The organism is Vibrio ruber DSM 16370 (assembly GCF_900163965.1).
Classification (GTDB): Bacteria; Pseudomonadota; Gammaproteobacteria; order Enterobacterales; family Vibrionaceae; genus Vibrio; species Vibrio ruber.
In genome coordinates this window covers 16,598-39,358 of record NZ_FULE01000047.1, presented here as the reverse complement: position 1 = coordinate 39,358, position 22,761 = coordinate 16,598, and the positions used below count along the sequence as shown (strand labels likewise).

Here is a 22,761-nt window from a genome sequence, read left to right as displayed (position 1 = left end):
TATGTTAATCGTTGGCCGGGTCAGAATGTAGATACAGAAAAAAACATAAAACTATAACAGTTTAAAATTTTAATTGTTATGCTTGGTCGCAACGGTTTACAATGAAAATGGCTTACACGGAGGTTGAGTTTTGGCAAAATATCAAGAGTTGGTCGATCAACTTAAACGACAGATTCAGTCCGGCATCTGGAATCCGGGTGACAAACTGCCTTCATTACGTAAGCAGTCTGAATACACGGGCGTCAGCTTAATGACTGTACTTCATGCCTATCAGTTACTTGAATCTCAGGGATGGGTGGTGTCGCAGGCACGTTCGGGATACCGGGTTGCTCCCAGAGTCAAAATCAAGCATGTTCAGTCACCCCAAGCTGCGGTCTCTTCGATAGAGAATGTCGATATTAACGAATTTATCTTTGAAGTGCTTCAGGCCAGCAAAAATCCGCAGTTAGTCAATTTCGGGTTTGCCTATCCCAGTCCGGATTTATACCCCCATTACCATGTGACCCGTGCATTTTCGAGTGCGGCGCGCAATATGCCAATTTCCAATACATTCAATAACCTGCCACCGGGTAATGAGCAACTCAGACAACTGATCGCGAAACGTTATGCCGCACGGGGGATTGAAATCTCACCGGATGAAATTGTCATCACTGCCGGTGCATTAGAAGCGCTTAATTTGAGTTTGCAGGCTTGTGCCTCTGCCGGTGACTGGATTGTCGTTGAGTCTCCCACATTTTATGGCGCGCTACAGTCTTTGCAGCGTTTAGGGCTGAAAATGCTCTCGGTCAGAACTGATCCGGTGACGGGAATTGATATTGATTCTCTGGAGAGCGCGTTGCAAACCCATCCGGTCAAGGCGTGTTGGTTAATGTCGAATCACCAAAATCCGCTCGGGTTTACATTAACCGATGAAAAGAAGCAGCGGATTGTTGAAATTTTGAATCGATATAATGTCGCTTTGATTGAAGATGATGTATACAGCGAGCTGTATGAGGGCAGTGAACCGATGACTTCGATGAAGATGTACGACCACACTGGAAATACCATGTTATGTTCATCGTTCTCGAAATCCTTAATCGCGGGGTTGCGCATCGGTTGGGTGGTGGCAGGGAAAAGAGCGCTTGATATTCAGAAGTTGCAATTGATGAGTACCTTTGCCACCAGTGCACCCATTCAAATGACACTGGTTCATTATTTAACCAGTCGCAACTACGAATTACACCTCAAACAGTTACGCAAAAGGCTTGCTGAGCGCAAGAAAAAAATCACAGAACGATTAAGAGCACAGTTGCCCCGAGCGGTGAATATCATCAGTCAGAAAGGGGGATATTTCATCTGGCTCGAACTCCCCAAACATCTTGATGCAACCGATATATACCATGCGGTATTAAAAGAAAATGTCAGTATTGCACCGGGGAAAATGTTTGGTTTGAACGATCAATATAACCACTGCATCCGGCTCAATGCATCTTTCGAGCTTGATCATCATCGCATGAGAGCGTTGGATATTCTGGCGAGTAGTATTGCCATGCGCATCAACGACTACGCTCAAACAACATAAACCGTCACTATCTATTGAGGATCGAAATGACTAAACACATTGTTTCAGCACTACAAATGGGCTCTAAAGAATCGGGGAAGAAAGAGACATTACAGGCAATTCTATCGTACGAAAATGCAATAATTGCATCGAAAACTGAACTTGTCGTGATGCCGGAAGCTTTGTTGGGCGGATATCCGAAAGGAGAAACGTTCGGGACATATTTGGGGTATCGTCTTGATGACGGCCGTGAAGCGTATGCCCGTTATTACGACAACGCAATTACGGTGCCGGGAGAAGAAACCGATGAACTGGTCGCCCTCTCACAAAGAACACAAGCAGCTATTGTGGTTGGGGTGATCGAGCGTGACGGGTCAACACTGTACTGTACTTCTCTGTACATTACGCCTCAACAAGGGTTGGCAGCAAAACACCGCAAATTGATGCCGACCGGCACAGAACGTCTCATCTGGGGGCAGGGAGACGGATCGACTTTAGCGACCACCAATATTGGTTTTGCTCAGATCGGCGGAGCCATCTGCTGGGAAAACCACATGCCGTTACTGCGGATGGCCATGTACGATCAGGGGATTGATATCTGGTGTGCCCCCACAGTTGATGAGCGTGAAATTTGGCAATGCAGTATGCGCCATATCGCCCATGAAGGTCGTTGTTTTGTCATCAGTGCCGTGCAGGTTCAAGGTTCTCCTGAACAGACGGGGCGTACGGTAGCTGGTTGGGATGCCAGTCGCCCATTGATCAAAGGAGGCAGCCTGATCGTTGACCCGCTGGGCAATGTTTTGGCCGGCCCGATGTATGAGCAGGAAGGGCTGCTGACGGCAGAGATCGATATGGCTCAAATTGCGAAGTCTCGCTATGACTTTGATGTCGTCGGGCACTACGCGCGCCCGGATGTGTTTTCCTTACAAGTCGATGTGAGTGAAAAGAAAAGCGTCACCATCAAATCGGTTTAAATCTTCTGTTTCTGCGAGGAAAAAAGGAGCAAAATCGCACTTCATTATTTCATATTTCATTTTGTCATAAAAATGGCCGCTGTTATGCATTTTAAACAGCGGTCTGTATCTATGCCTCTCTCACTGTGATAGTGATAATTTTCAGTCAATAGGACCGACCTGAAAGTCCACACATTAAAATAAAGAAGTGATGGAGTGACGATGAGCAAAGAGAAACTCTCAGATAACGAACGTTTGAAGGGACAAAGTAAGCATCTGCGTGGCACGATATCAGAGGACCTTGCCAATCCGATAACCGGTGGCTTTGAAGGCGACAATTTTCAACTGATTCGCTTTCACGGTATGTATCAGCAGGATGACCGAGATATCCGGGCGCAAAGACAGAAACAGAAACTGGAACCTTTGCATACGGTAATGCTTCGTGTTCGTCTGCCCGGTGGCATTATCACCCCGAAACAGTGGCTGGGCATTGATGAGTTTGCCAGTTCGCATACCGAGTATGGCTCGATTCGGGTTACTAACCGCCAAGCGGTGCAACTACATGGGGTGTTGAAACATAATATTAAACCGGTTCATAAGCTATTAAATACCCTTGGATTAGATTCTCGTGCCACAGCAGGGGATGTGAACCGTAATGTCCTGTGTACTTCTAATCCAGTCGAAAGTGCCTTACATCAACAGGCTTATGATTGGGCGAAAAAAATCTCTGAGCATCTGCTGCCAAAAACCAATGCTTATGCCGAAGTCTGGCTGGATGGTGAAAAAGTCGCAGTTGAGGAAGAGCAAGAAACAATTCTCGGGGGAAGTTACTTACCGCGTAAATTCAAAACAGCCGTGGTGATTCCGCCGCAAAATGACGTCGATGTTCATGCCAATGACCTGAGTTTTGTGGCGATAGGCGATAACGGAAAACTCATTGGCTTTAATGTGCTGGTCGGTGGCGGGCTGGCAATGACTCAGGGTGATGTTTCCACCTATCCACGTAAAGCCAGTGAGTTCGGTTTTATTACGCTGGATAAAACGCTGGCTGTTGCCGAAGCGGTTGTTTCTACACAAAGAGACTGGGGCAACCGTTCCAACCGGAAAAACGCGAAGACCAAATATACGTTGGATCGCGTTGGGGTCGATGTGTTTAAGCAAGAGGTGGAAAAACGGGCGAATGTGACTTTTGCGGCGCTCAAACCTTATGCGTTTACTGCTCGTGGTGATCGGATCGGTTGGGTTGAAGGAGTCGATGGCGACCATCATCTGACGCTGTTCATTCCAAGCGGGCGTTTAATTGATACCGAAGATAAACCGCTCAAATCAGGGATGGCGGAAATTGCCAAAGTACATCAGGGTGATTTCAGACTCTCTCCGAACCAAAATGTTATTGTCGCAGGTGTGCCACAAGACAAAGTCGAGATGATTGATACAATTGCCCGTGAATACGGTTTAATTGATCCGTCGGTTACCGAGCAGCGGAAAGCATCGATGGCTTGCGTTTCATTCCCGACCTGTCCGCTTGCAATGGCGGAGGCGGAGCGAGTCTTACCGGATATCTCGGCATCCATTGACAATATTATGTTGAAACATGGCTTAGCCGATCGCGCTTTTGTGTTTCGGATTACCGGTTGCCCGAATGGATGCGGTCGCGCTATGTTGGCCGAAGTCGGGCTCGTCGGTCGCGCTGTCGGCCGGTATGATTTTTATATCGGCGGTAACGCAGAAGGCACCCGAATCCCTCGGCTCCACCAAGTGAACCTGCCGATAGAAGAGATATTGACGATGCTGGATCAATATGTTGCTCGCTGGGCGGCAGAGGGTGAACCCGATGAGGCATTTGGTGATTTTGCAATCAGAATCGGCCTGGTCAGACCCGTCCTGAACTCGACCATTGATTTCCATCTTGTTGAGTAGACAGGATTGGCGATGATGAAAGCGAAACCAGCTCAACGCGTTGCTTTTTTCCAGCTTGATGAGTCACCGGCTTCGGTGGCTCATTATTTGCAGCCTTATAGTTGCAATTTAATTGCAAGACTCAAGTTGGATCATGAGTCGGTGTGGTTTGTCGATTTAAATCGCGAGATCGTCACATTTGAACAATTGCAGCGGGTCTCTTGTATTGTGTTTGCCGGGTTATGGCCGTTCAAGTCGCATCAAATTGAGCGACATACGATTCGCTGTTTAATCTCACAAATCCTGCATCTTGGCATACCGGTGTTCTTCATCGGCAGCACCGAACGTTTTCTTTTTGAAGCACTCGGCTATGAATCCTTTATGCCAACTTCCCGGTTTGGTTTGAATATGGCTCAGCCAAGTGATATGTCAGATCGGCTCTTAACGAGTCAAGATTTATCTTGGCGGTGGGTGGTCAATGATTTGGTTGTGACGGAGTTGGCTGCCGATACAGTTGTTCTCGAACGTGACCTGAACGGTATCCCCATGCTGATTTGTCACGCTGAGCATATTTATTCCAGTGCTGCTGCACTGGGAGTGACATGGTATGAGATGGCGAGTTGGTTGTACGCCTACCCGCAATATTTGCAAGGCAATGAAGCGATCATTGAGTGTCACTGGAGTGATGATGTCGGGCTTACCTTTATCCAGCATTTTATTCAGCGTTGGTCGGTGAGTGAGAACACCTGTATTCATGCGTAGAATGTAATCAATAGAACAGTAATAAAAAGCCGGATCCTGTGACAGAATCCGGCGGTTGGTGTTATCTGATTGACCGAAACAGAGTCGGTATTCAGATGGTGGATAGTTGATTGACCTTACTCAGCTGGGGGACCTGCTGGTTGATCAACCGGTGGATATGCATTCTCCAACAGATATTGGAACCCTGCGGAATACCAACGACCAGCGTGTGGCGCATTATCCATTGCACCTGTGGGCAGTGGTGCAGAGGTACTCATTTTGTCCGGGTCACACATTGCGTCGTATTGCTTGGCTGGGTCATCCGGGTCTGGCTGATAGTCTGGTTCAGAGACTCCGTCTGATTCACCCGGTGGTTTCACCCACACGAAAGCATCAACGCCGGCATAAGGGTCAGCCCATGGTTTGTAGCCAATACCACTGGGTTGGTTACACCAGTTACCGCGGTGATAGCGGCGGTCGATGCGGGATTCATCCACATAGGTGTTTTTATCGGATGAAGTACTGACATGTGTCGGCCGATCAGGGCCACCCCAGCCATTTCGCCCGGTATCAATCAACATCCCGATGGTGGTTGGTGCACCTTTTGCGATCATCCGTTTGCGGAATTCAATCGCATAGTCTTTCTCGTCAAAGTTCGGGTTCCATTCATAGAAATCCGCACTCCGGATCGGACCACCTCCGACGTTTTTGGTTGGATCTGGGAGGTAAGTTTCAACCAGTGGACTGTAATTCGCCGTGTTGGTGACGAAACCGGCAACGCTGTCCCAGCCTGCATCTGTACCTTTAATCACGTTAGATATCATGGTAACTGCCGGACCAAAGTTACTATCCCAGCCTAACCAGCCTGAGTGAGCCGCATCAATGTATGAATAGACGTTCTTAATCGGTGAGAACTTATTCAATGCGTAAGTGATCCCTTCACGATAGCCGCCAGGGCCATTTGCTTCTGCACATTTTGGAATGTCCAGATTGGTAACGAGATTTGGCAACGAGTCAATCTCGATCACCGCAGCAATGCGGATGCTCTGATATTTCGGATCGGCAAAGATTTCTGCAATTGGGTCGATAAACTCATTTTTATAGCGAACTATGTCGCCTCTGGAAATGAGCAACTCACCATTCGATGCCAGAGCTTTACAGTCACGGTTTGGTAAGTCATAGACGACAACCGTAAACAGGTTCGCACCTTGTTTAAGTGCCTCATCTAAGTGAGCGCGCAGACCCATTTTACTGTCGGTTCCTTCGATCGCACCGATGCGGTCGAGCCAGACCCCGGTGTTTTGGTCAGCTACCGCACTACCGCCCGGTTCCGCTGCTGCTAACGCAGACCACTCAGGGTTGACATACCAAGTCGCATCACGGAATGGGTTGTCCACTCGTTCTGTAGTCGGTGGGACATCATCATCGGTGACATTGACGGTTTTGATGATTTTGCTGGTATCCATGCCATCGCTGACAATTAATGAGACAGTATATTTACCGGGATCGGCATAAGTATGTGACGTTGTGACACCTGAACCTGTCGCACCGTCGCCGAAGTCCCAGATATAGGTCAGAACATCGTTATCCGCATCGGTTGACGCAGACGCATCAAAGTTAACCAGTAACGGGGCTTGTCCGGATGCCGGTGTTACGGTCATGGCTGCAACAGGCGGTGTATTGCCGGATTCGGTTGTAACATTGATCACCACATTGGCCGTATCAACACCTGTACCATCACTGACAGTCAGTTTTGCAGTGTACTCACCGGGTTCGGTATAGGTATGCAGCACATCTTTGCCTGTACCGGTTTCACCATCACCGAAATCCCAGACGTAGGTGAGTTCATCCCCGTCAGCATCGGTTGAGCCACTGGCACTGAAGCTGACTTCGAGCGGTGCAATACCTGAGACCGGTGTTGCATCGGCAACTGCGTCAGGTAAATGATTTGGTGGCGGGGTGTCGCCGCCAGTACAGGTTGAACCCATTAGTTCGACATTGGCGGCACTGGTGCTATTGCGGGTTCCCATAAAGTTAACCGCCAGGCTCTGGCCTTGTTTAATGGTTCCGTTCCACTCAGTGTTTACGATGTAATAGGGGTTATTCCCTGAAAGTTCGCCACTCCACGATTGTGTGACCGCCACGCCGGCTGGGTATTTCATCCCAACCTGCCAGCCATTGATATCTGCATTCTCATCATTGGTAATTGTTACAACGCCTTGAAATCCTCCATCCCATTCATTGGTTAATGAATATGAACAGGATGCAGCTTGTGCGCCGACTGACGACAAGGCTGCACCCAGTGCCAAAACCAGCGGTAACAACCGGAGTTGTTTCTGCCTTTTTCTCATTTCTAGCCTCCTACGGTTAGCTTTATGCATATTTTCTCAATCCTCCTGATAGAGATTTTCTTTTTATACAATTGATTAAAATATCAACTTAAAAAATAGAATGATCATCAGTCATTCATACTATTTGGGTCTAGATGGCTCTTGTGTTGGCGTCAAGAAATGACAGGTAAATAATATGTGTGTTTTTTATTATTGTGATATTTGCCACGAAAATAACAGTGGTGAATAATCAAATGGTCAGTGTTTTCTGGTGCGGGTTAATATAATTGAAACAAAATTTCATTAAATATTTTTGTTTTTAAGTTGTTGATTTTTATGATTTTGATTTTTGGTTTTTCATTTATGTTTTTTGGTTTTATTATTTAAGATATTGTATTTTAATATGATATTTATTGTGTATTTTTAATGACTTGAATATTATAATATGGCGTGCTGTATGTGGATGTTTTATTTAATATTGGACGGTTATTTTGTGTGTTTTTAATGGGAATTACAAATATTTGGAATGATTGTCACTAATTATTTTTGTCTTACACTTTTTCAGTATGACATTTTGAAATAAAAACAAAGATGTGATTGAATATCAACATATGCAATTTATTTTATATTCTCGGGCTGATTTACTGAAACATGATGCTCTTTTATTCAGAGGAGGGGCATTAAAAGGATGGTCGTTACTGGCTTCGATATGAGTCAGGTACAGCGATTTTCTTTGGGTCGGGGAATCGTTTCATATTACACTGCTCCCTTCAGACATATGACCCGTAATCAAAGGCCTGCCCAGATGAAAAAAGTTCTGTTACTTGTTGATGTACAAAACGTGTATTACACCACCCGACAAGCCTATCAACGTCACCTCAATTACAACAAATTATGGGCCAAAACGACTGAGAACCGGGAAGTTGTAAAGGCAATTGCCTATGCAATTGACCGGGGGGATCCGAAGCAACAGGAATTTCAGAATATCCTGCGAGCGATCGGTTTTGAAGTCAAACTGAAACCCTTTATTCAACGTGCGGATGGTTCAGCGAAAGGGGACTGGGATGTCGGGATTACCATTGATGCAATGGAGTATGCAGCAGATGTCGATACTGTTGTGCTCGTCTCCGGAGATGGTGATTTTGATGTGTTGGTGAAAAAGTTATCCGGTGACAAAGGGAAATGGGTTGAAGTCTATGGTGTGCCTGAACTGACCTCGGTTACTTTGATGCAGGCAGCCAGCCAATATATTCCGATTGACGCTGAACTGTTGATGGCATGAGACCCAGAATGAGCCGGACGGATGCCTCCCGGTTGATGCGTGTGAATCCAGTCATGACTTATTGATCATGACTGGATGTGGGTGGTGACTGAATGGTGTGACGTTTTCATTGACGTCTTGGCGACGGTCTCTACTGACATACACCTCCGCGGACGCAGATAGCCGCGGAGTGCAATAAATTGTGATTTGCGCAGCGGCGTTTAATTCAAATAAGCTTTTAGCCCGTCAGCCAGACGGTTGACTGCTTCGGTCAGTTCTTCCGGACTGGCATTGGTGAAATTCAGTCGCAATGCCGCAGGCGACGGGGCAGCATCGGGATAAAAGACCGGGCTCGGTACGACCGCCACACCTTTAGTCAACATGGTTTTTGCCAACGCAAATGTGTCGCAATCCGGCAGAGAAAGCCAGATGAACATTCCACCGTTAATTGGTTTGAGATGACAGCCTTGAGGCAGTTGTTGACTCAGGGCAGTATACAGACAGTCATAACGGGACTGATATAAATGACGGATACGCTGGATATGCTGCTCAAAATCAGGGTGTTGCAATAGCCCGAGCAGCAGCGCTTGCATCGGGACACTGGAGTGCAGATCCGCCCCCTGCTTGACTTTGATTAATGGCTCCAGATCACCACGTTTCCCTGTGACCACACCGATTCTCAGCCCCGGAGAGGCAATTTTAGAAAACGAACGTAAGACAATCGAATGGTTCGGACAAAAATCAGAAACCAGTGGCAGCGCTTCACCACTGAAGCGTAGCTCGCGATAGGGCGCATCTTCAATCAAAACCACATTGTATTGGCAACAGAGTGCTGCGACTTGCTGACGAACCGACAGGCTCCAGCATACCCCGGTCGGGTTGTGAAAATCAGGCACCGCATAGAACGCTTTCGGTTGCTGTTGTTGAAAGCACTGTTCGAGCAACGCGATATCCGGGCCATCTTCCGTTTGAGGCACGGTAACAATATTGGCCTGAACCAGATTAAAAACCTGCATGGCACCCAGATAACTGGGGGCTTCCATCGCAATGGTGTCTTGCGGGTTGAAGTAAGCTCTGGCGATGAGATCTAACCCTTGCTGTGAGCCGGTACAAATCATGGCCGTGTGCGTGTCAGGTAACTGATACAGCTCGTGCAGATAGTTGATAAGGGGTTGATAACCGGCGGTTGCACCGTATTGAAAGATCTCCGGCATGTGTGCCAGTTTTTCCAGCATTGGTTGCATCAGCGCAATCGGGAATGTCTGTTCGTCCGGCAGGCCTCCGGCCAGTGAAATCACATTTTTATCGGTGGCGGCACTAAGAATCTCTCGGATATAAGATGAACGGGTTTGTTGTAATGAGTGCGCAATTTCCATGTCTGTTCCTGTTTGCTGTTTTATTGTTCGGGCTGTTTTCTATGGAGTACAGCCTCTAGAGGAGAGATAGTACAGGGGATTGCTTAAATACGAATGTCCATTTATGCTGAACAATATGTCCATTTATGCGATTTATCGATTATGAGCCGCCATCATATTTCCCGGATCAATGATGTTCTCTTTTATATTCATAAAGATATCAGTAGAGAGTTATCAGCTAAGGCACTCGCTGATGTGGCGGCTTATTCCGAGCAGCATTTTCATCGGGTGTTTAAACAGACGGTCGGTGAGTCGATCCATCAGTATATCCGGCGCACACGGATGGAGTATGCGGCCAATCAGCTGATGTTTGATCTAACATCCTCGGTGTCGGAGATCGCCAGTAACTGTGGTTTCAGTTCCGCGTCTTCATTCAGCCGGGCTTTTAAAGCGACCTTCCAGATGTATCCCGGTCAGTGGCGGCAGCATGATATGGGGACTGCTGAAAAACCTTATCTCAAAGATCCGGAAATCGCAGCCGGCTATCAGCGTGTAGCAAGTCGGGTATTACAGCCGCCCAAAATTTTAGACGTCCCGGATCGCATGGCGGCTTACGTGCGGCATACGGGGTACAACCGCTCCATTCGCCATGCTTGGTTGGTTTTGAAAGCGTGGGCGGAGAGTGAAGGGCGTGATGACACGACTCAGTTTGGCTTGCACCATTCGAATCCCGCCTGGGTCGCGTTGGACAAATGTCGCTACGTGGCCTGCCTTGAAATCGACCGGCCTCTGCCGTTTCGGGGGATTGTGAATCAGATGGTGATCCCCGGCGGCTTACATGCTGTGTTTCATTTACAAGGGATATATGGTGAGTTGCTGCCGTATATCAGCCAGATTATGGAGCAGTGGCTACCGACGTCTGGGTTTAAGCTGCGCTCGACACCGGCTTATGTTCACTATCATCAAAATCACTTTCTCCATCCTGATGAACAGTTTGAGTTAGATTTTTATTTGCCGGTGAAGTTCTTTTAAGGCAACAGCCTAGCTATTTTCCATAAGTGATTCTCGTGGCATTCATCATAAACTCATGGCATTTTAATAATGCGTTGTGCTATTACGGTCATATAGGAGAGAAGGGCAGTGAATAAAATTAATATTCGTGAAAAATTCGGACAGTTCTCCGAAGTATGGACACCAAAAATTATCGCTGAATCCAACGGTCAGCTGGTAAAAATCGCCAAAGGAAATGGTGAGCTGGTATGGCATGCACATGAGCATGAAGATGAACTGTTTATTGTGTTTCAAGGCCAGCTGACTTTACAACTGAGAGATAAAAATATTGTGCTCAATCCCGGTGAAATGTATATCGTCCCCAAAGGTGTCGAGCACTGCCCGAAAGCAGAGCCAGATACACATTTTATGATGGTTGAGCCGGCATCGACGGCTCATACCGGAGAGATTCAAAGTGAAGTTACCGTCTCTTCAGAGCAGCAAGAGTGGATTTAGCGGTACAATAGGTTGGCTTCGTATGTATTCGTTTAATTTCTAGCCTTGGGAATCGAAATGTGACGCACAATTACGTTTTGCGGTTTCAGCTGCATTCGTGCTCAGTGCGCCAGTTCATCTTTCAGAGATGAAAGACGAACCAGAAAATCTTTTCTTGTTGGGCTTAGGTGTGCGCTTTCCAGAACCGGCTTTTACGGGCGTCCTGCCCGGAAAAGCCTAACCATTCTTCCATGAATGGTTTTCTTCGTTTGGTGGTTGATTTGCGTGCGGTGAAACATTCTTAAACAGTTAATTTGGTCACTGAACTCAGGGTGAAAAATCATGGACGATTTTTCAGGATTGCTTGAGCAGGATGCGAATCAATCCGACCCTGATTACGTGCGCTGAACTCAAATTTTAGGCATTTTGGGGTACTTTTTCTGCCGTGAAAAAGTATCTGGGGCGCATTCGGAGATGTCGATGAAATCGAAGAAAGTCATTGCGCACCAAACACCTGCATTACAAATTTTATCTTCCCAGCCTTGGGCCCCCAAATTTGACGCACAATTGCGTTCCTCAATTTCAGAGACATTGTTACTCAGTGCGCCAGTTCATCTTTCAGAGATGAAAGACGAACCAGAAAATCTTTTCTTGTTGGGCTTAGGTGCGCGCTTTCCAGAACCGGCTTTTACGGGCGTCCTGCCCGGAAAAGCCTAACCATTCTTCCATGAATGGTTTTCTTCGTTTGGTGGTTGATTTGAATTGGGTAAAACTCTTTTGAAAGCCAATGAGTCTCTGAACTCAGGCAAGTCATCTCACATCACACCGCAGCAGCATTACTTTCCTTGATGATCAAAACGCTGAAATTTTGTACAAAACCTACCTGCATCAAAAAATGTCATGTTTGTGTCAATTTTTTCTGGCGATTTTCTATAACCTATTCAATGCTATTTAGTGTGTTTAGGTGCTCATTAAAGAACAAAAATATGGTTTATCCAAGATGTGTCTAAGGGTAGGAACGTTAGTCAATCATTTGTGAGTGAGTTAGACAGCGTTGTGCTGTGGTTTCTGATGTAGTGATATTTTTTACTGGGATTTTGTCTGTATTTCCATGCGATTAGGATAGAAATTCATCGACTGTCAGTAAGTTATACAGAAGTATTCTTATAGAGTAGTTCTGTATAATAAACTGTTAAATTCCAGTGGGGCGCTCGTAGCGTTAATGCATAGCTATCAAATAAGAAAGAAGGAATAAAGAAAAGTATGAAATTAGCACGGATTGAAATTTCAAATTTCAGATTGCTAAAGAACTTTGTCTTAGATTTGGAAGATGAGCTATCTCTAGTTATAGGAAAAAATAACACTGGTAAAACATCTGTGTTAGCTTGTTTAGATAAGCTAGTAGTTCAATCAGAAAGAAATGCAGTTGCCTATGAAGACTTTAACATTGAACTGAGGTCTTCATTGGAGAAAATTCTTCTAGGTGAAAAAGAAATAGGTGCTAAGGAGCAATATGTTGATCTTGGAATTCAACTAAAGCTTTTTATTAAATACAGTAAATCAGACGATCTTTCTAAAATCAGTCCATTGATAATGAGCTTAGATCCTGATGATGATAACGTAATTCTTTCTTTCGAGTACAAAATCTCATTTGATAAACTAAGTGAGCTGAAATTAAAATACATCGATGAAGCTAAAAAGTTTGACAATAAGCCCCGTCTTTTCCTGAAGGAAAAATTATTTGATTACTTTGGTCCAATTATTCGAAAGAGTTTATTATATAATGATGAGGATCAATTTTTGGATTTACACAAGGAAAGGATAAATCTTAAAGATATCCTGGCAATTCAGTTCATTAATGCGAAACGAAGCGTAACTAACAAGCAAAACGATAAAACTCTGTCTAACCAAACGTCAAGCTTGTACAGACAAGTTGATGAATCAGATGAACAAGAAGAAGCGTCTGACGAATTCAAAAAAGAACTGCGTAAAACCGATGACAGGCTGAGTAGCATCTATCAGAAAATGTTTAGCGGAATCATCGAAAAGGTGAACAAATTCGGTGGTATAAGTCCAACAGAAACGGATATCAAAATCACCTCTACGTTGCAGCATAGGGAATTGTTAGAAGGTAACACTACTGTAATGTATGCCCATCAAAGTCATGACTTACCTGAACATTATAATGGTTTAGGGTATATGAATTTAATTAGCATGATTTTTGAAATTGAAATGCTAATGAGTAGGCTAAGGCGGTCAATAAAGGAAAAGCCAGCGGCAATTAACTTACTATTTATTGAAGAGCCTGAGGCACATACTCATCCGCAAATGCAATATGTATTTATAAAAAATATTAAAGAGCTATTAAGGCAAAACCGTCTAAGGGAAGATGGGGTGATAATCCACCTCCAGTCAGTTATTACTACACATTCTTCGCACATAGTCTCAGAAAGCAGTTTTGACGACATTAAGTACCTTAAGAAATCCGCTCAAACTCATCAAGTACAGGCGAAAAACCTAAAAGATTTAGCACATGCGTACGCTTCAAGTGAAGATCCAGACAAAGACGATGAGCTAAAAAAGGCGTATCGGTTTCTAAAACAATACTTAACCCTAAACCGAGCGGAGTTGTTTTTTGCTGATAAAGCGATTTTCATTGAAGGTGATACAGAGCGGATTATCTTGCCATCGATGTTGAAGAAAATTGACCAAGAAACTCAGAACTCAGATGATCAACCATTGTTGTCGCAGAATATTTCAATCGTAGAGGTGGGAGCTCATTCTCAAACCTTTGAAAAATTTATTGATTTTGTAGGCCTGAAATCACTAATTATCACTGACATTGATAGCTACTACGAAAAGACCATATATGAAGATGATAATGTAACGCCTCAAAAGTATAAGAATGGCAATGACAAAATAGAAGAAGTGCGATGCACTCCTTTAGATCCTTACGGCTCAAAGTCATCCAACTCATCTCTAAAATTTTTCTTTCAACAAGAGGAGTTGGGGTTTTACAAAGACTTAGAGTTTGAAAATAAGAGCTTAACCAAACCATCAGGAAGCGAAACCTGGCAACAAGATCCTAATGGGTTTCTTAAGATTGTATATCAGGTAGAAGAGCATGGATATCATGGTAGAAGCTTTGAGGACGCATTTTTCAGTATAAATAAAGATCTGCTTAACGCTGGACATAGCGCATTTCCGTCATTAACAAAAAAATATTTGGATTTATATCTGTCAAACGATGATATTGATGCTTTCGATTTTTCCGAAAAAGCAGTTAATAGCAAGCCATCTCTTGCCATTGAAATATTACTCAATAGCGAGACGACTGAAGAAGGAATTGAGTTTTCAAACTGGCACGTTCCTCTCTATATCAAGGAAGGATTGTTATGGCTTCGGAAAAACTAGATTTAGAAAACCTTTCTGAGGAATCAAGGCACGTCATTGACTTGATCAAGAATAAGAAGCACTTTCTACTTAGTGGTGGTGCAGGTAGTGGTAAGACATATTCATTAGTGGAAGTGTTAAAAGCTGTGGTTTGCGATAGTCCTTCGCTAAATATTGGGTGCATCACATACACCAATGCTGCAGTTAATGAAATTGAAGAGCGAATCTCACACGATAGCTTATATGTTTCGACTATACATGATTTCTTATGGGGAAATATTAAATGCTTTCAATCAGAGATTAAGGAAACGTTGATTGAGCTTATAAATGACTCCGAGCAAACTAAAATTAAACATCCTGATAGTGAAGTTGTTTCTCAGGATTTCTTTGATGACTGTGATTCAATCCAATATAAAGAATATTTAAAACTAGCGAAAGGTATAATATCACACGATGAGGTCATTATTCTGGCTTCTAAGATGTTTGAAAAGTACGAAAAGCTATGCTCAATAACAAAGGATAAATATCCATTTATTTTTGTAGATGAATATCAGGATACTGATCCTTTAGTTGTAGAGATACTGCTAGAGCACCTTGAAAAGTCAACCAAAGACAATGTTGTTGGCTTTTTTGGTGATGCAATGCAATCAATTTATGATAGTAGCGTTGGTAATTTAGATATGTATACAAAGGCTGAACCACCAAAAGTAATAGAAGTTCTCAAGCTACAGAATAGACGTAATCCTTTAAAAGTAATAAATTTAGCAAATCAGCTTAGAACTGATGGCCTTATTCAAAAACCTTCGAGAGATAGATCTGCTCCGAATATGGATGAGAACGGAGAGGTCAAGCAAGGTATTGTTGAATTTTTATTCTCATCTAATGATGATCTGGAATCAGTTAGAAGATATCTTGGATGGGATTTTGACAATGCTGAATTAGTTAAAGAACTTCACCTTACTCACAGTCTTATTTCGGATAAGGCTAGTTTTCCTGAATTAATGCGTATATATGATAAAGATAAAATCCTCGAATATATTAAAAATAAGATAAGAAAAGCTCTTGAAAGAGATGAGGATCAATATGATTCTACAGGGAAAACACTTTCCCAAGTTATTGAGTATCTCGGGTGTCCAAATCCGACAGATGCACAGAATAATTACATTAACAATTATCGAGAATATTTTGAATTAGCGAAAGAGCAACCTTACGACCAAATATCTAAGCTATACGTAGATAAAGAGCAACTGCTTGATGATAAGAAAAATAATATTGGTGATAAAAGTAAACTTGGTTCTAATAGAGATGATTTAGTCAAGCATCTGTTTAAAATAGAAAATTGCATGCGACTCTATCAATCTAAGAAATTTAATCAGTTCATTAAGGCCACTGATTATTCCGTTACTTCTGTCGAAGATAAAATCAGGCTGAATGAAGCCATTCAGTCTTTTGAAATACAGACGGATATTACGATAGGTGAAGTTATTGATCTTGCTCATGAGTTAGGTTTAGTTATCAAGGATGATAGACTGGTCAGATACGTTGAAGACAAATATTATTTATACAAGCAGGTGTGTGAAGTCAATTATCAAGAGTTTCGCAATGTCTTTGAATATCTCGAAGGATACTTACCATTCTCGACTCAGCATAAAACTAAAGGAGCCGAATTTCCTAATGTCTTGGTAGTCTTGGATAATGGCAAGTGGAACCAATACAATTTTAAGTATCTGTTTGAGCGAAACGGTACTGATAGCGTTCGCCAGAGGTCTGAAAAAATATTTTATGTGTGTTGCACTCGAGCAAAAGAAAGGTTAGCCGTATTCTTTCCAAACCCAAGTGCTCAAGTCATTCAAACAGCGGTTAGTTGGTTTGGTGAGGATAATGTTGTTAATTTGGATGATTGAAAGGTTTTGCCAAGCTTGCATTTAACAAGGCGCTGCTGTCGGACAAGTTCTCCGCTAAGCTCCATATTTGCTGCAGAGCGTGGCGTTAGCTTTCAAAACGAGAATAGAGTGATGAATGAAGAAAAGGGCGTTTTAAAGGAAAGTATAAAGCCATTATTGATAACTCGTTTGTATGATATGTACTACGAGCTGTTCGAGCTCGTGGCGGTGGTAGTGTTTGCTGTATTGTCTGTGATTACAGTTTCAGAAATGGCATCTAGAGAGTCCTTTAGCAATAATGTGTCCAACAAGATTGCGTCATTAAATAGTGATTTAGCGAATATAGCTGTTAGCCTGACTTCTAGTCAGAATGTCAAAATAGATGAATCTGTTTACAGTAATAGAAAAGAAGCGACTATAAAAATTGAACAGTTTGAAGAACTCAATGATAAGGTTTCGACACTGATTACTGTAGGTGTTGATGATCAATCTGGAGTGTTAAAACAGCTTATAAAAAACTATCAGAAGGTAACAGCAAGATTCGAGGAAAATTCAATAAAATCAGAATCAGCTCCGAGTATTTTAGAAAATCTCAGCTCTTCTCATTATATAGGCTTCATCTATGAAATGAGATCAGACCATCTTTTGGCATTGCCCATTATTTCATGTAGCGCTCTTGGAGCCATGATTTTTGGGTTAAGGTCAGGAACTCGAATGAGCGTCCGCACGTTGACGTCTGGTCTAGCTACTGGTTTTATTGTTTATCTCGCATTGAAGGGCGGGCAGCATCTATTTCTTCTTACTTCCCCAGATGTCCGTATTCCTTCAAATCCATATAGCTGTGCATTTCTTGGTTTGCTGGCTGGTTTATTCAGTGATAAAGCATATAAAGTACTTTCTTCGCTAGTTGAGATCTGGCATCAAGAGTCGAAAATGCTACAAATGGCAATGGCAATGGCAATGGCAATGGCAATGGCAATGGCAGCAAAAGCTAACAAGGCGCTGCTGTCGGACAATTTTTTCGTTGCGCTCCAAAATTGCCGCAGAGAGCGGCGTTAACCTCCTCAACTAGCAATAGATATTAATTATAAGAAAGTGAAGTGTACAAAGAAAATCAGGCCAGCTATCAGTTCTATGTGTCGCAAGGCTTTCATGTGGTGAGTCTACAGCGCGATGAACATACGGGGCATCCCGAATACACCATGTGTTCTGGCACATAAGCATCATTGTGTGATGCCTCGAAGCCGAAACCTGAGACAATCATCGGGGACAGAAATAAAAAAGAACCGCGTCGCATTTTATCCTTCAATTATGCTAAGGATATGATAAACAGTGTTTTTTTCTGAATGCTTCTTTTATGCTAGAGCCATGTTATCCACCAAAGCGAAGCGCGATTATGAAAACCTCCCTCGACCACCTGCCTGAATTCAAACAGCAAGAGCTTGCCACGATCTCGACCATTCTGCGTGATACGCTGGAAGACTATCTTGAGGGCAAAACCGGGAGTAAAAGCGAGTTTCGTATCCTGAAAATCATCCTGTTCGGCAGCCACGCTAAAGGCAATTGGGTCAGCGATCCGGTCAATGGTTACATCAGCGATTACGATATTCTGGTGATCGTCAACAAAGCTGCCTTGGTGGAAGATTATGTGGTCTGGCAGCGGGCGGAAGAGCAAATTGATCGCAAAGTGAAATCCGCGCCGTTGGGTTTGATTGTTCACGATTTGCAGGAAGTAAATGAACGATTGCAGCAGGGGCATTATTTCTTTAAGGATATCCGTGAAGAGGGGATTGAACTGTTTGCCGCAACACCGAAACCGCTGATTGAGCCGGGGGATTTGACGGAGGAAGAATTGCGGGGAATAGCCCGAAAGCATTATGAGAAATGGCTTAAAAGTGCATCTCAGTTTTTTATTATTTATCAAGAAACAGCAGCTAAAAATTGGATTACGGAAGCTGCTTTTCTCCTGCATCAGACCACAGAAAGATTCTTTGCTTGTGTGTTACTCACATGCACCAACTACTTACCCAAATCCCACAATATCGAAAAGCTGAGTAAACTGTGTGCGCAAATCGAGCCAGAGTTTAAGACGATTTTCCCGCTCGACAATAAATTCCACCGTCGCAGCTTCCGCCGTTTGCAACGCGCCTATATCGAAGCCCGTTATTCCGAGCATTATGAAATTACCGCAGAGGAGCTGGCTTATCTCGAAGGGAGAGTGTTGCAGTTAAAAGCAGTGGTTGAACAAGTTTGTTTAGCGCGGATAGATTCTGCTTAACCATTCTCCCTGAATGGTTTTATTTATTCAGCGGATGATTTAAATGAAGTGAAATGAAATCGGGGGAAATGATTGCCAAACTATTACACGCTATCACCCGTTTAATGCTGTTGAAACTTTGGATACTGTTGCAAAAACTGAACGCTGAATACGATGCTATCATTTTGTTTTTAGATAATTATCCCAGCATTGTGCAAGTGAATGGAAAATGTCGCCTCGCAGAGGATGAGTCATAAAAATTTATAGCGCATTAGCAAGGATCAAAGTCTCATCACGTTCAGTGAGAAATCATACAACAGCGTGTAAGCCACAGGTAGCCGTAGCTACCTGTAAATAACATCATTCAGTCGCCATAGCTGTCGATGCTGCGGGCTTGAGATAGCTGCCGATGATAAAGGCGACCAACCCGAGTGCCAGTGTCGGCACAATCGGATGAATCCCACCGAGATCAGGCTTGCAGGCTACCAGAGAAATATAGCTGCTCAAACCAACCACCATGCTACTCAATGCACCGGTTGCTGAAGCTTTGGACCAGTATAATCCCAGAACCAGCGGCCAGAGGAAGACTGCCTGTAAACCACCTAAAGCCATCAGATTGAGCCAGATAATCATATCCGGCGGATGGGTCGCGGCCAAAAAGACCAGCAGGGCAAAAATACCGGTGACCCAGATCGAGAGACGGCTCAGCTTGCGTTCGCCCTGAGCCTCACTCAGCATCCGGGGATTGATGTAGTTGAGGTAGAGGTCTTTGAGCAGGGTCGCAGAGGCCTGAATCAGTTGTGAGTCGATGGTGGACATGATTGCCGCCATTGGGCCGGCGAGAAAAATACCCGCAACCATCGGAGGTAACACCGTCATCATCAGTGTCGGCATGATGAGATCCGGGCTGGCAACTTCCGGGATAATTCCCCGGCCAAGTGCACCGGCCAGATGCGTGCCGAACATCAGTAAAGCCATCATGATGGTACTGATGACAATTCCTTTATGTAATGAAGCACTGTCTTTATAGGACATACAGCGAACCGCTGCATGAGGCAGGCCGATCACTCCGAAACAGACTAATACCCAGAAACTGAGGATAAACGGTTGGCTGAGAAAATGATCCGGCCCGTATGGGGTGACTAACGCCGGATCGATATGATGCAGCCGGGTGACCAGTTCACCGATACCGTGACCGGCATGGATGACGCCCCAAAGTAACACAAAGGTTCCGATCAGCATCATGATTCCCTGAACCGTATCGGTCAGGACCACCGCCCGAAAACCACCGATCGTGGTATAGAGTCCGACCGTGCAGGCAAACAGCAACAGTCCTTGATGATAAGAGAGCCCGGTCACTGTTTGCAGTAATCGTGCTCCACCGACAAACTGCACCACCATAGTGCCGAAAAAAGCGAGCAGAAGGGTGAGTGAAGCAATCACCACCACGGTACGATTCTGAAAACGGGCAAATAAAATGTCATTGAGCGTCACCGCGTTGTGGCGTCTGGCTTCCATAGCAAATTTTTTTCCCAGCACGCCTAAGGTCAGCCACGTCGCAGGCAATTGAATCATCGCCAGTAATACCCAGCCAAGTCCCATTTTATAGGCTGCCCCCGGCCCGCCGATAAAGCTACTGGCACTGGCATAGGTTGCTGCCAGGGTCATGGCGAGGACAAACCCGCCAAGGCTGCGGCTACCGATAAAATATTCACTGAGAAATTGTCCCGGCCGGTGATGACGGCGGGTCAGCAGTGCCAGCGCAAAAACAGCGGCAAGATAGATCAGTAAAGGGATAATCAGTTGACTATTCATGGTGATTATTCTGTTGTGAAGTGCCGGAGTGTCCGGATGAATTCAGTGTATGGTGGGGTGGTTTATCCTCGCCTTCTGCTGTAGACAGAGGGACATTTCGATACACGCATTTCACCATCAAACCACACAAAAGGGTAAAAAGTACCGGGCCAACGATACAAGAAAGCACAAACCATAACGGCATTCCCCAATACAGTTCGGGCAATGTCTGAGATTCTGGCGGCAAAGAAAAACCGTAAGCCGTGGCGTACCACCAAATAAAATATCCCAGTGCCAACGCAATCGCCCACAGGGCTTCCCGGTGTGCCTGACGATAAGACTCAGTCTGTTGATTCATCGGCTATGATTCTCCCTGTTCCTCTCATCTTAAAAGACCATTCGGATTGAAATCATTCAGTTGAAGATCTTTCCTGTTTCTGAATTTGGTTGGCGATGATACCAGAATGCAGGCCATGAAGGTAAGTTGAGAATGCGCATCATGATGGCGAATCCGGGGTTATTCTCATGAGATAATTTAGATAAATCGCACTCAGAGGTGATCCGGTGATTTGTCAATATTGCCCGTGACGGATTGGTGGTTGCATCAATAATATGAGTATTATTTCACGTAATTTATGATTAATTTTTGTGTTTGGCACGCCTTCTGACCATATTTTCTCTATGTTCTGGGAAATGTTCAGGGAGAATTGTCTTGCCAATTGCTCAGTCTCAGCCTGATGAGATCTCCCTCTGACATCCGATAATCTCGAATCGGGAGATGAATTGCATGGTATTGACTCAGTTATTTTATAGCCGAAGTCGGATGAAGCGAGCGCGATATATGCTTACGGTTGTGAGCTCGTTTTTATTGCTTCTCTACGTTCCGGCGATTCTGGCTGCTGGCATTGTGCGCGGTGATACCAGCGATAAAAGGATTATATTGAGTAACTCTTATGCTGGGAGTGATTTTCGTAAAGTCATGGTGCAGGACTGGAAAGATGTTGCCGCTCAGGCACAACGAGAAGGCTTGATCAAAGATGCCCCGGTGATCAGTGCGAATAATTCCGTCCCGCAGCAAGCCCGGCAAATCCAGAATATGATTATGGAAGGTTATGATGCCATTGTGATTCTCGCTGCCGCAGATGCTGCGCTGAGAGGGCTGGTGCATGATGCCTGTCAGGCTGGTGTCGTTGTTGTCGTTCTTGCCAGCAAGATCAATGAACCTTGTGTTTATGAGGTGAATTACGATTGGGATCAAATGGGGCACGCTGAAATTGAATATGTCGCCAAGCGTCTGAAGGGCAAAGGCAATTTGTTGGAAATTCGTGGCATTTCAGGTGATGTGACCGATAAAGATATCAGTGCGGGGATTCATAAAGCGGTAAAGCAGTATCCCGGGTTGAAAATCGTTCATACCGTCTATGGTCAATGGACCAACTCAGTGGCCAAGAAAGAGGTGGCTTTAGCCTTGCCGGCATTACCGAAAATTGATGCAGTGGTGGATCAAGGCGGAGATGGTTATGGTGCCGCGATAGCGTTTAAAGAAGCAGGGCGGCCGTTACCGATTATTGTGATGGGGAATCGACAAAACGAACTGGCACTCTGGCAGCAAGAGCGGGACGCGCATGGTTATGAGACATTTTCCATCTCGGCGAGTCCCAGTATTTCGCAGGTTGGTTTTTGGGTGGCGCAGCAGATCTTAGCCGGAAAAGAAGTCCCGAAGGTGGTACATGTCCCATTAGTAACTATATACAGTGATGAGTTGGATGCATGGCTTGAGAGGATACCTGTCGGTGGTGCTGCCAATCCGTCATATTCTCAGCAAGATGTGGTGAAAATGATTGATGCGGCGCTGCATCAGTAAGTACGC

Annotated in this window: 17 protein-coding genes and 1 pseudogene; 14 read left to right on the top strand and 4 right to left on the bottom strand. The window is 44.5% G+C overall.

Translation table 11 applies throughout. From position 1 onward, the window contains the following. Positions 1-130: 130 nt before the first annotated feature. From VR7878_RS16670 to VR7878_RS16655, 4 genes are all read left to right on the top strand, one after another. Positions 131-1,561: an aminotransferase-like domain-containing protein gene (locus VR7878_RS16670; RefSeq protein WP_077337169.1), complete on the top strand. Its 1,431-nt coding sequence runs from the start codon at positions 131-133 to the stop codon at positions 1,559-1,561. Positions 1,562-1,587: 26 nt separating this feature from the next. Further along, a complete protein-coding gene (locus VR7878_RS16665; protein WP_077337168.1) occupies positions 1,588-2,514 on the top strand; it encodes a carbon-nitrogen hydrolase family protein in 927 nt (308 codons plus the stop codon). A 201-nt stretch (positions 2,515-2,715) separates the two neighbouring features. Next, on the top strand, positions 2,716-4,413 hold the full coding sequence (gene cysI / locus VR7878_RS16660) for an assimilatory sulfite reductase (NADPH) hemoprotein subunit (RefSeq protein ID WP_077337167.1): 1,698 nt from the start codon (positions 2,716-2,718) through the stop codon (positions 4,411-4,413). A gap of 12 nt (positions 4,414-4,425) precedes the next feature. Continuing rightward, complete coding sequence (locus VR7878_RS16655) at positions 4,426-5,154, top strand: hypothetical protein (RefSeq protein ID WP_077337166.1); 729 nt, start codon at positions 4,426-4,428, stop codon at positions 5,152-5,154. Between the two features lie 116 nt (positions 5,155-5,270). On the opposite strand, the gene VR7878_RS16650 is transcribed toward VR7878_RS16655, so the two are convergent. Continuing rightward, complete coding sequence (locus VR7878_RS16650) at positions 5,271-7,484, bottom strand: glycoside hydrolase family 6 protein (RefSeq protein ID WP_159440493.1); 2,214 nt, start codon at positions 7,482-7,484, stop codon at positions 5,271-5,273. Between the two features lie 784 nt (positions 7,485-8,268). Here VR7878_RS16650 and VR7878_RS16645 point away from each other — a divergent pair. Next, on the top strand, positions 8,269-8,745 hold the full coding sequence (locus VR7878_RS16645; RefSeq protein ID WP_077337232.1) for a LabA-like NYN domain-containing protein: 477 nt from the start codon (positions 8,269-8,271) through the stop codon (positions 8,743-8,745). A 200-nt stretch (positions 8,746-8,945) separates the two neighbouring features. Here VR7878_RS16645 and VR7878_RS16640 read toward each other — a convergent pair whose 3' ends face one another. Beyond that, the gene (locus VR7878_RS16640) at positions 8,946-10,100 is read right to left on the bottom strand and encodes an aminotransferase-like domain-containing protein (RefSeq protein ID WP_077337164.1); all 1,155 of its coding nucleotides are present in this window, start codon (positions 10,098-10,100) and stop codon (positions 8,946-8,948) included. A gap of 141 nt (positions 10,101-10,241) precedes the next feature. Here VR7878_RS16640 and VR7878_RS16635 point away from each other — a divergent pair, with 141 nt between their 5' ends. The 8 genes and pseudogenes from VR7878_RS16635 to VR7878_RS16600 all read left to right on the top strand — a co-directional run bounded on the left by VR7878_RS16635 (position 10,242) and on the right by VR7878_RS16600 (position 19,118). Further along, positions 10,242-11,111 carry an AraC family transcriptional regulator gene (locus tag VR7878_RS16635; RefSeq protein WP_077337231.1) on the top strand — a complete coding sequence of 290 codons (870 nt, stop codon included), beginning with the start codon at positions 10,242-10,244 and terminating at the stop codon, positions 11,109-11,111. Positions 11,112-11,219: 108 nt separating this feature from the next. Continuing rightward, on the top strand, positions 11,220-11,585 hold the full coding sequence (locus VR7878_RS16630; RefSeq protein ID WP_059120407.1) for a cupin domain-containing protein: 366 nt from the start codon (positions 11,220-11,222) through the stop codon (positions 11,583-11,585). A 459-nt stretch (positions 11,586-12,044) separates the two neighbouring features. Continuing rightward, the gene (locus VR7878_RS16625) at positions 12,045-12,281 is read left to right on the top strand and encodes a hypothetical protein (RefSeq protein ID WP_077337163.1); all 237 of its coding nucleotides are present in this window, start codon (positions 12,045-12,047) and stop codon (positions 12,279-12,281) included. A 546-nt stretch (positions 12,282-12,827) separates the two neighbouring features. After that, on the top strand, positions 12,828-14,978 hold the full coding sequence (locus tag VR7878_RS16620) for an ATP-dependent nuclease (protein WP_077337162.1): 2,151 nt from the start codon (positions 12,828-12,830) through the stop codon (positions 14,976-14,978). After that, positions 14,960-16,861 carry a UvrD-helicase domain-containing protein gene (locus VR7878_RS16615; RefSeq protein WP_077337161.1) on the top strand — a complete coding sequence of 634 codons (1,902 nt, stop codon included), beginning with the start codon at positions 14,960-14,962 and terminating at the stop codon, positions 16,859-16,861. The genes VR7878_RS16620 and VR7878_RS16615 overlap by 19 nt, the downstream gene beginning before the upstream one ends. 111 nt (positions 16,862-16,972) lie before the next feature. Further along, positions 16,973-17,899, top strand: coding sequence for a hypothetical protein (locus VR7878_RS16610; RefSeq protein ID WP_077337160.1), 927 nt, complete (start codon positions 16,973-16,975; stop codon positions 17,897-17,899). A gap of 41 nt (positions 17,900-17,940) precedes the next feature. Continuing rightward, positions 17,941-18,060, top strand: a pseudogene (locus tag VR7878_RS16605) (GNAT family N-acetyltransferase); the annotation flags it as partial. Between the two features lie 176 nt (positions 18,061-18,236). Continuing rightward, a complete protein-coding gene (locus VR7878_RS16600; RefSeq protein WP_159440492.1) occupies positions 18,237-19,118 on the top strand; it encodes a HEPN domain-containing protein in 882 nt (293 codons plus the stop codon). Between the two features lie 339 nt (positions 19,119-19,457). On the opposite strand, the gene panF is transcribed toward VR7878_RS16600, so the two are convergent. Beyond that, the gene (panF, locus tag VR7878_RS16590) at positions 19,458-20,912 is read right to left on the bottom strand and encodes a sodium/pantothenate symporter (protein ID WP_077337157.1); all 1,455 of its coding nucleotides are present in this window, start codon (positions 20,910-20,912) and stop codon (positions 19,458-19,460) included. After that, the gene (locus tag VR7878_RS16585) at positions 20,905-21,249 is read right to left on the bottom strand and encodes a YhdT family protein (RefSeq protein ID WP_077337156.1); all 345 of its coding nucleotides are present in this window, start codon (positions 21,247-21,249) and stop codon (positions 20,905-20,907) included. Before VR7878_RS16585 ends, panF begins: the two co-directional genes overlap by 8 nt. A gap of 483 nt (positions 21,250-21,732) precedes the next feature. On the opposite strand from VR7878_RS16585, the gene VR7878_RS16580 reads away from it, so the two are divergent. Further along, positions 21,733-22,755, top strand: a complete 1,023-nt coding sequence (locus tag VR7878_RS16580; RefSeq protein WP_205409481.1) for an ABC transporter substrate-binding protein — start codon at positions 21,733-21,735, stop codon at positions 22,753-22,755. Positions 22,756-22,761 lie beyond the last annotated feature (6 nt).

Bases quoted from the DNA above. Each gene is read 5' to 3' on its own strand.
- VR7878_RS16665 (WP_077337168.1), top strand. From the start codon at position 1,588: ATGACTAAACACATTGTTTCAGCACTACAAATGGGCTCTAAAGAATCG.
- cysI (WP_077337167.1), top strand. From the start codon at position 2,716: ATGAGCAAAGAGAAACTCTCAGATAACGAACGTTTGAAGGGACAAAGT.
- VR7878_RS16655 (WP_077337166.1), top strand. From the start codon at position 4,426: ATGATGAAAGCGAAACCAGCTCAACGCGTTGCTTTTTTCCAGCTTGAT.
- VR7878_RS16650 (WP_159440493.1), bottom strand. From the start codon at position 7,484: ATGAGAAAAAGGCAGAAACAACTCCGGTTGTTACCGCTGGTTTTGGCA.
- VR7878_RS16645 (WP_077337232.1), top strand. From the start codon at position 8,269: ATGAAAAAAGTTCTGTTACTTGTTGATGTACAAAACGTGTATTACACC.
- VR7878_RS16640 (WP_077337164.1), bottom strand. From the start codon at position 10,100: ATGGAAATTGCGCACTCATTACAACAAACCCGTTCATCTTATATCCGA.
- VR7878_RS16635 (WP_077337231.1), top strand. From the start codon at position 10,242: ATGAGCCGCCATCATATTTCCCGGATCAATGATGTTCTCTTTTATATT.
- VR7878_RS16625 (WP_077337163.1), top strand. From the start codon at position 12,045: ATGAAATCGAAGAAAGTCATTGCGCACCAAACACCTGCATTACAAATT.
- VR7878_RS16620 (WP_077337162.1), top strand. From the start codon at position 12,828: ATGAAATTAGCACGGATTGAAATTTCAAATTTCAGATTGCTAAAGAAC.
- VR7878_RS16615 (WP_077337161.1), top strand. From the start codon at position 14,960: ATGGCTTCGGAAAAACTAGATTTAGAAAACCTTTCTGAGGAATCAAGG.
- VR7878_RS16610 (WP_077337160.1), top strand. From the start codon at position 16,973: ATGAATGAAGAAAAGGGCGTTTTAAAGGAAAGTATAAAGCCATTATTG.
- VR7878_RS16600 (WP_159440492.1), top strand. From the start codon at position 18,237: ATGAAAACCTCCCTCGACCACCTGCCTGAATTCAAACAGCAAGAGCTT.
- panF (WP_077337157.1), bottom strand. From the start codon at position 20,912: ATGAATAGTCAACTGATTATCCCTTTACTGATCTATCTTGCCGCTGTT.
- VR7878_RS16585 (WP_077337156.1), bottom strand. From the start codon at position 21,249: ATGAATCAACAGACTGAGTCTTATCGTCAGGCACACCGGGAAGCCCTG.
- VR7878_RS16580 (WP_205409481.1), top strand. From the start codon at position 21,733: ATGCTTACGGTTGTGAGCTCGTTTTTATTGCTTCTCTACGTTCCGGCG.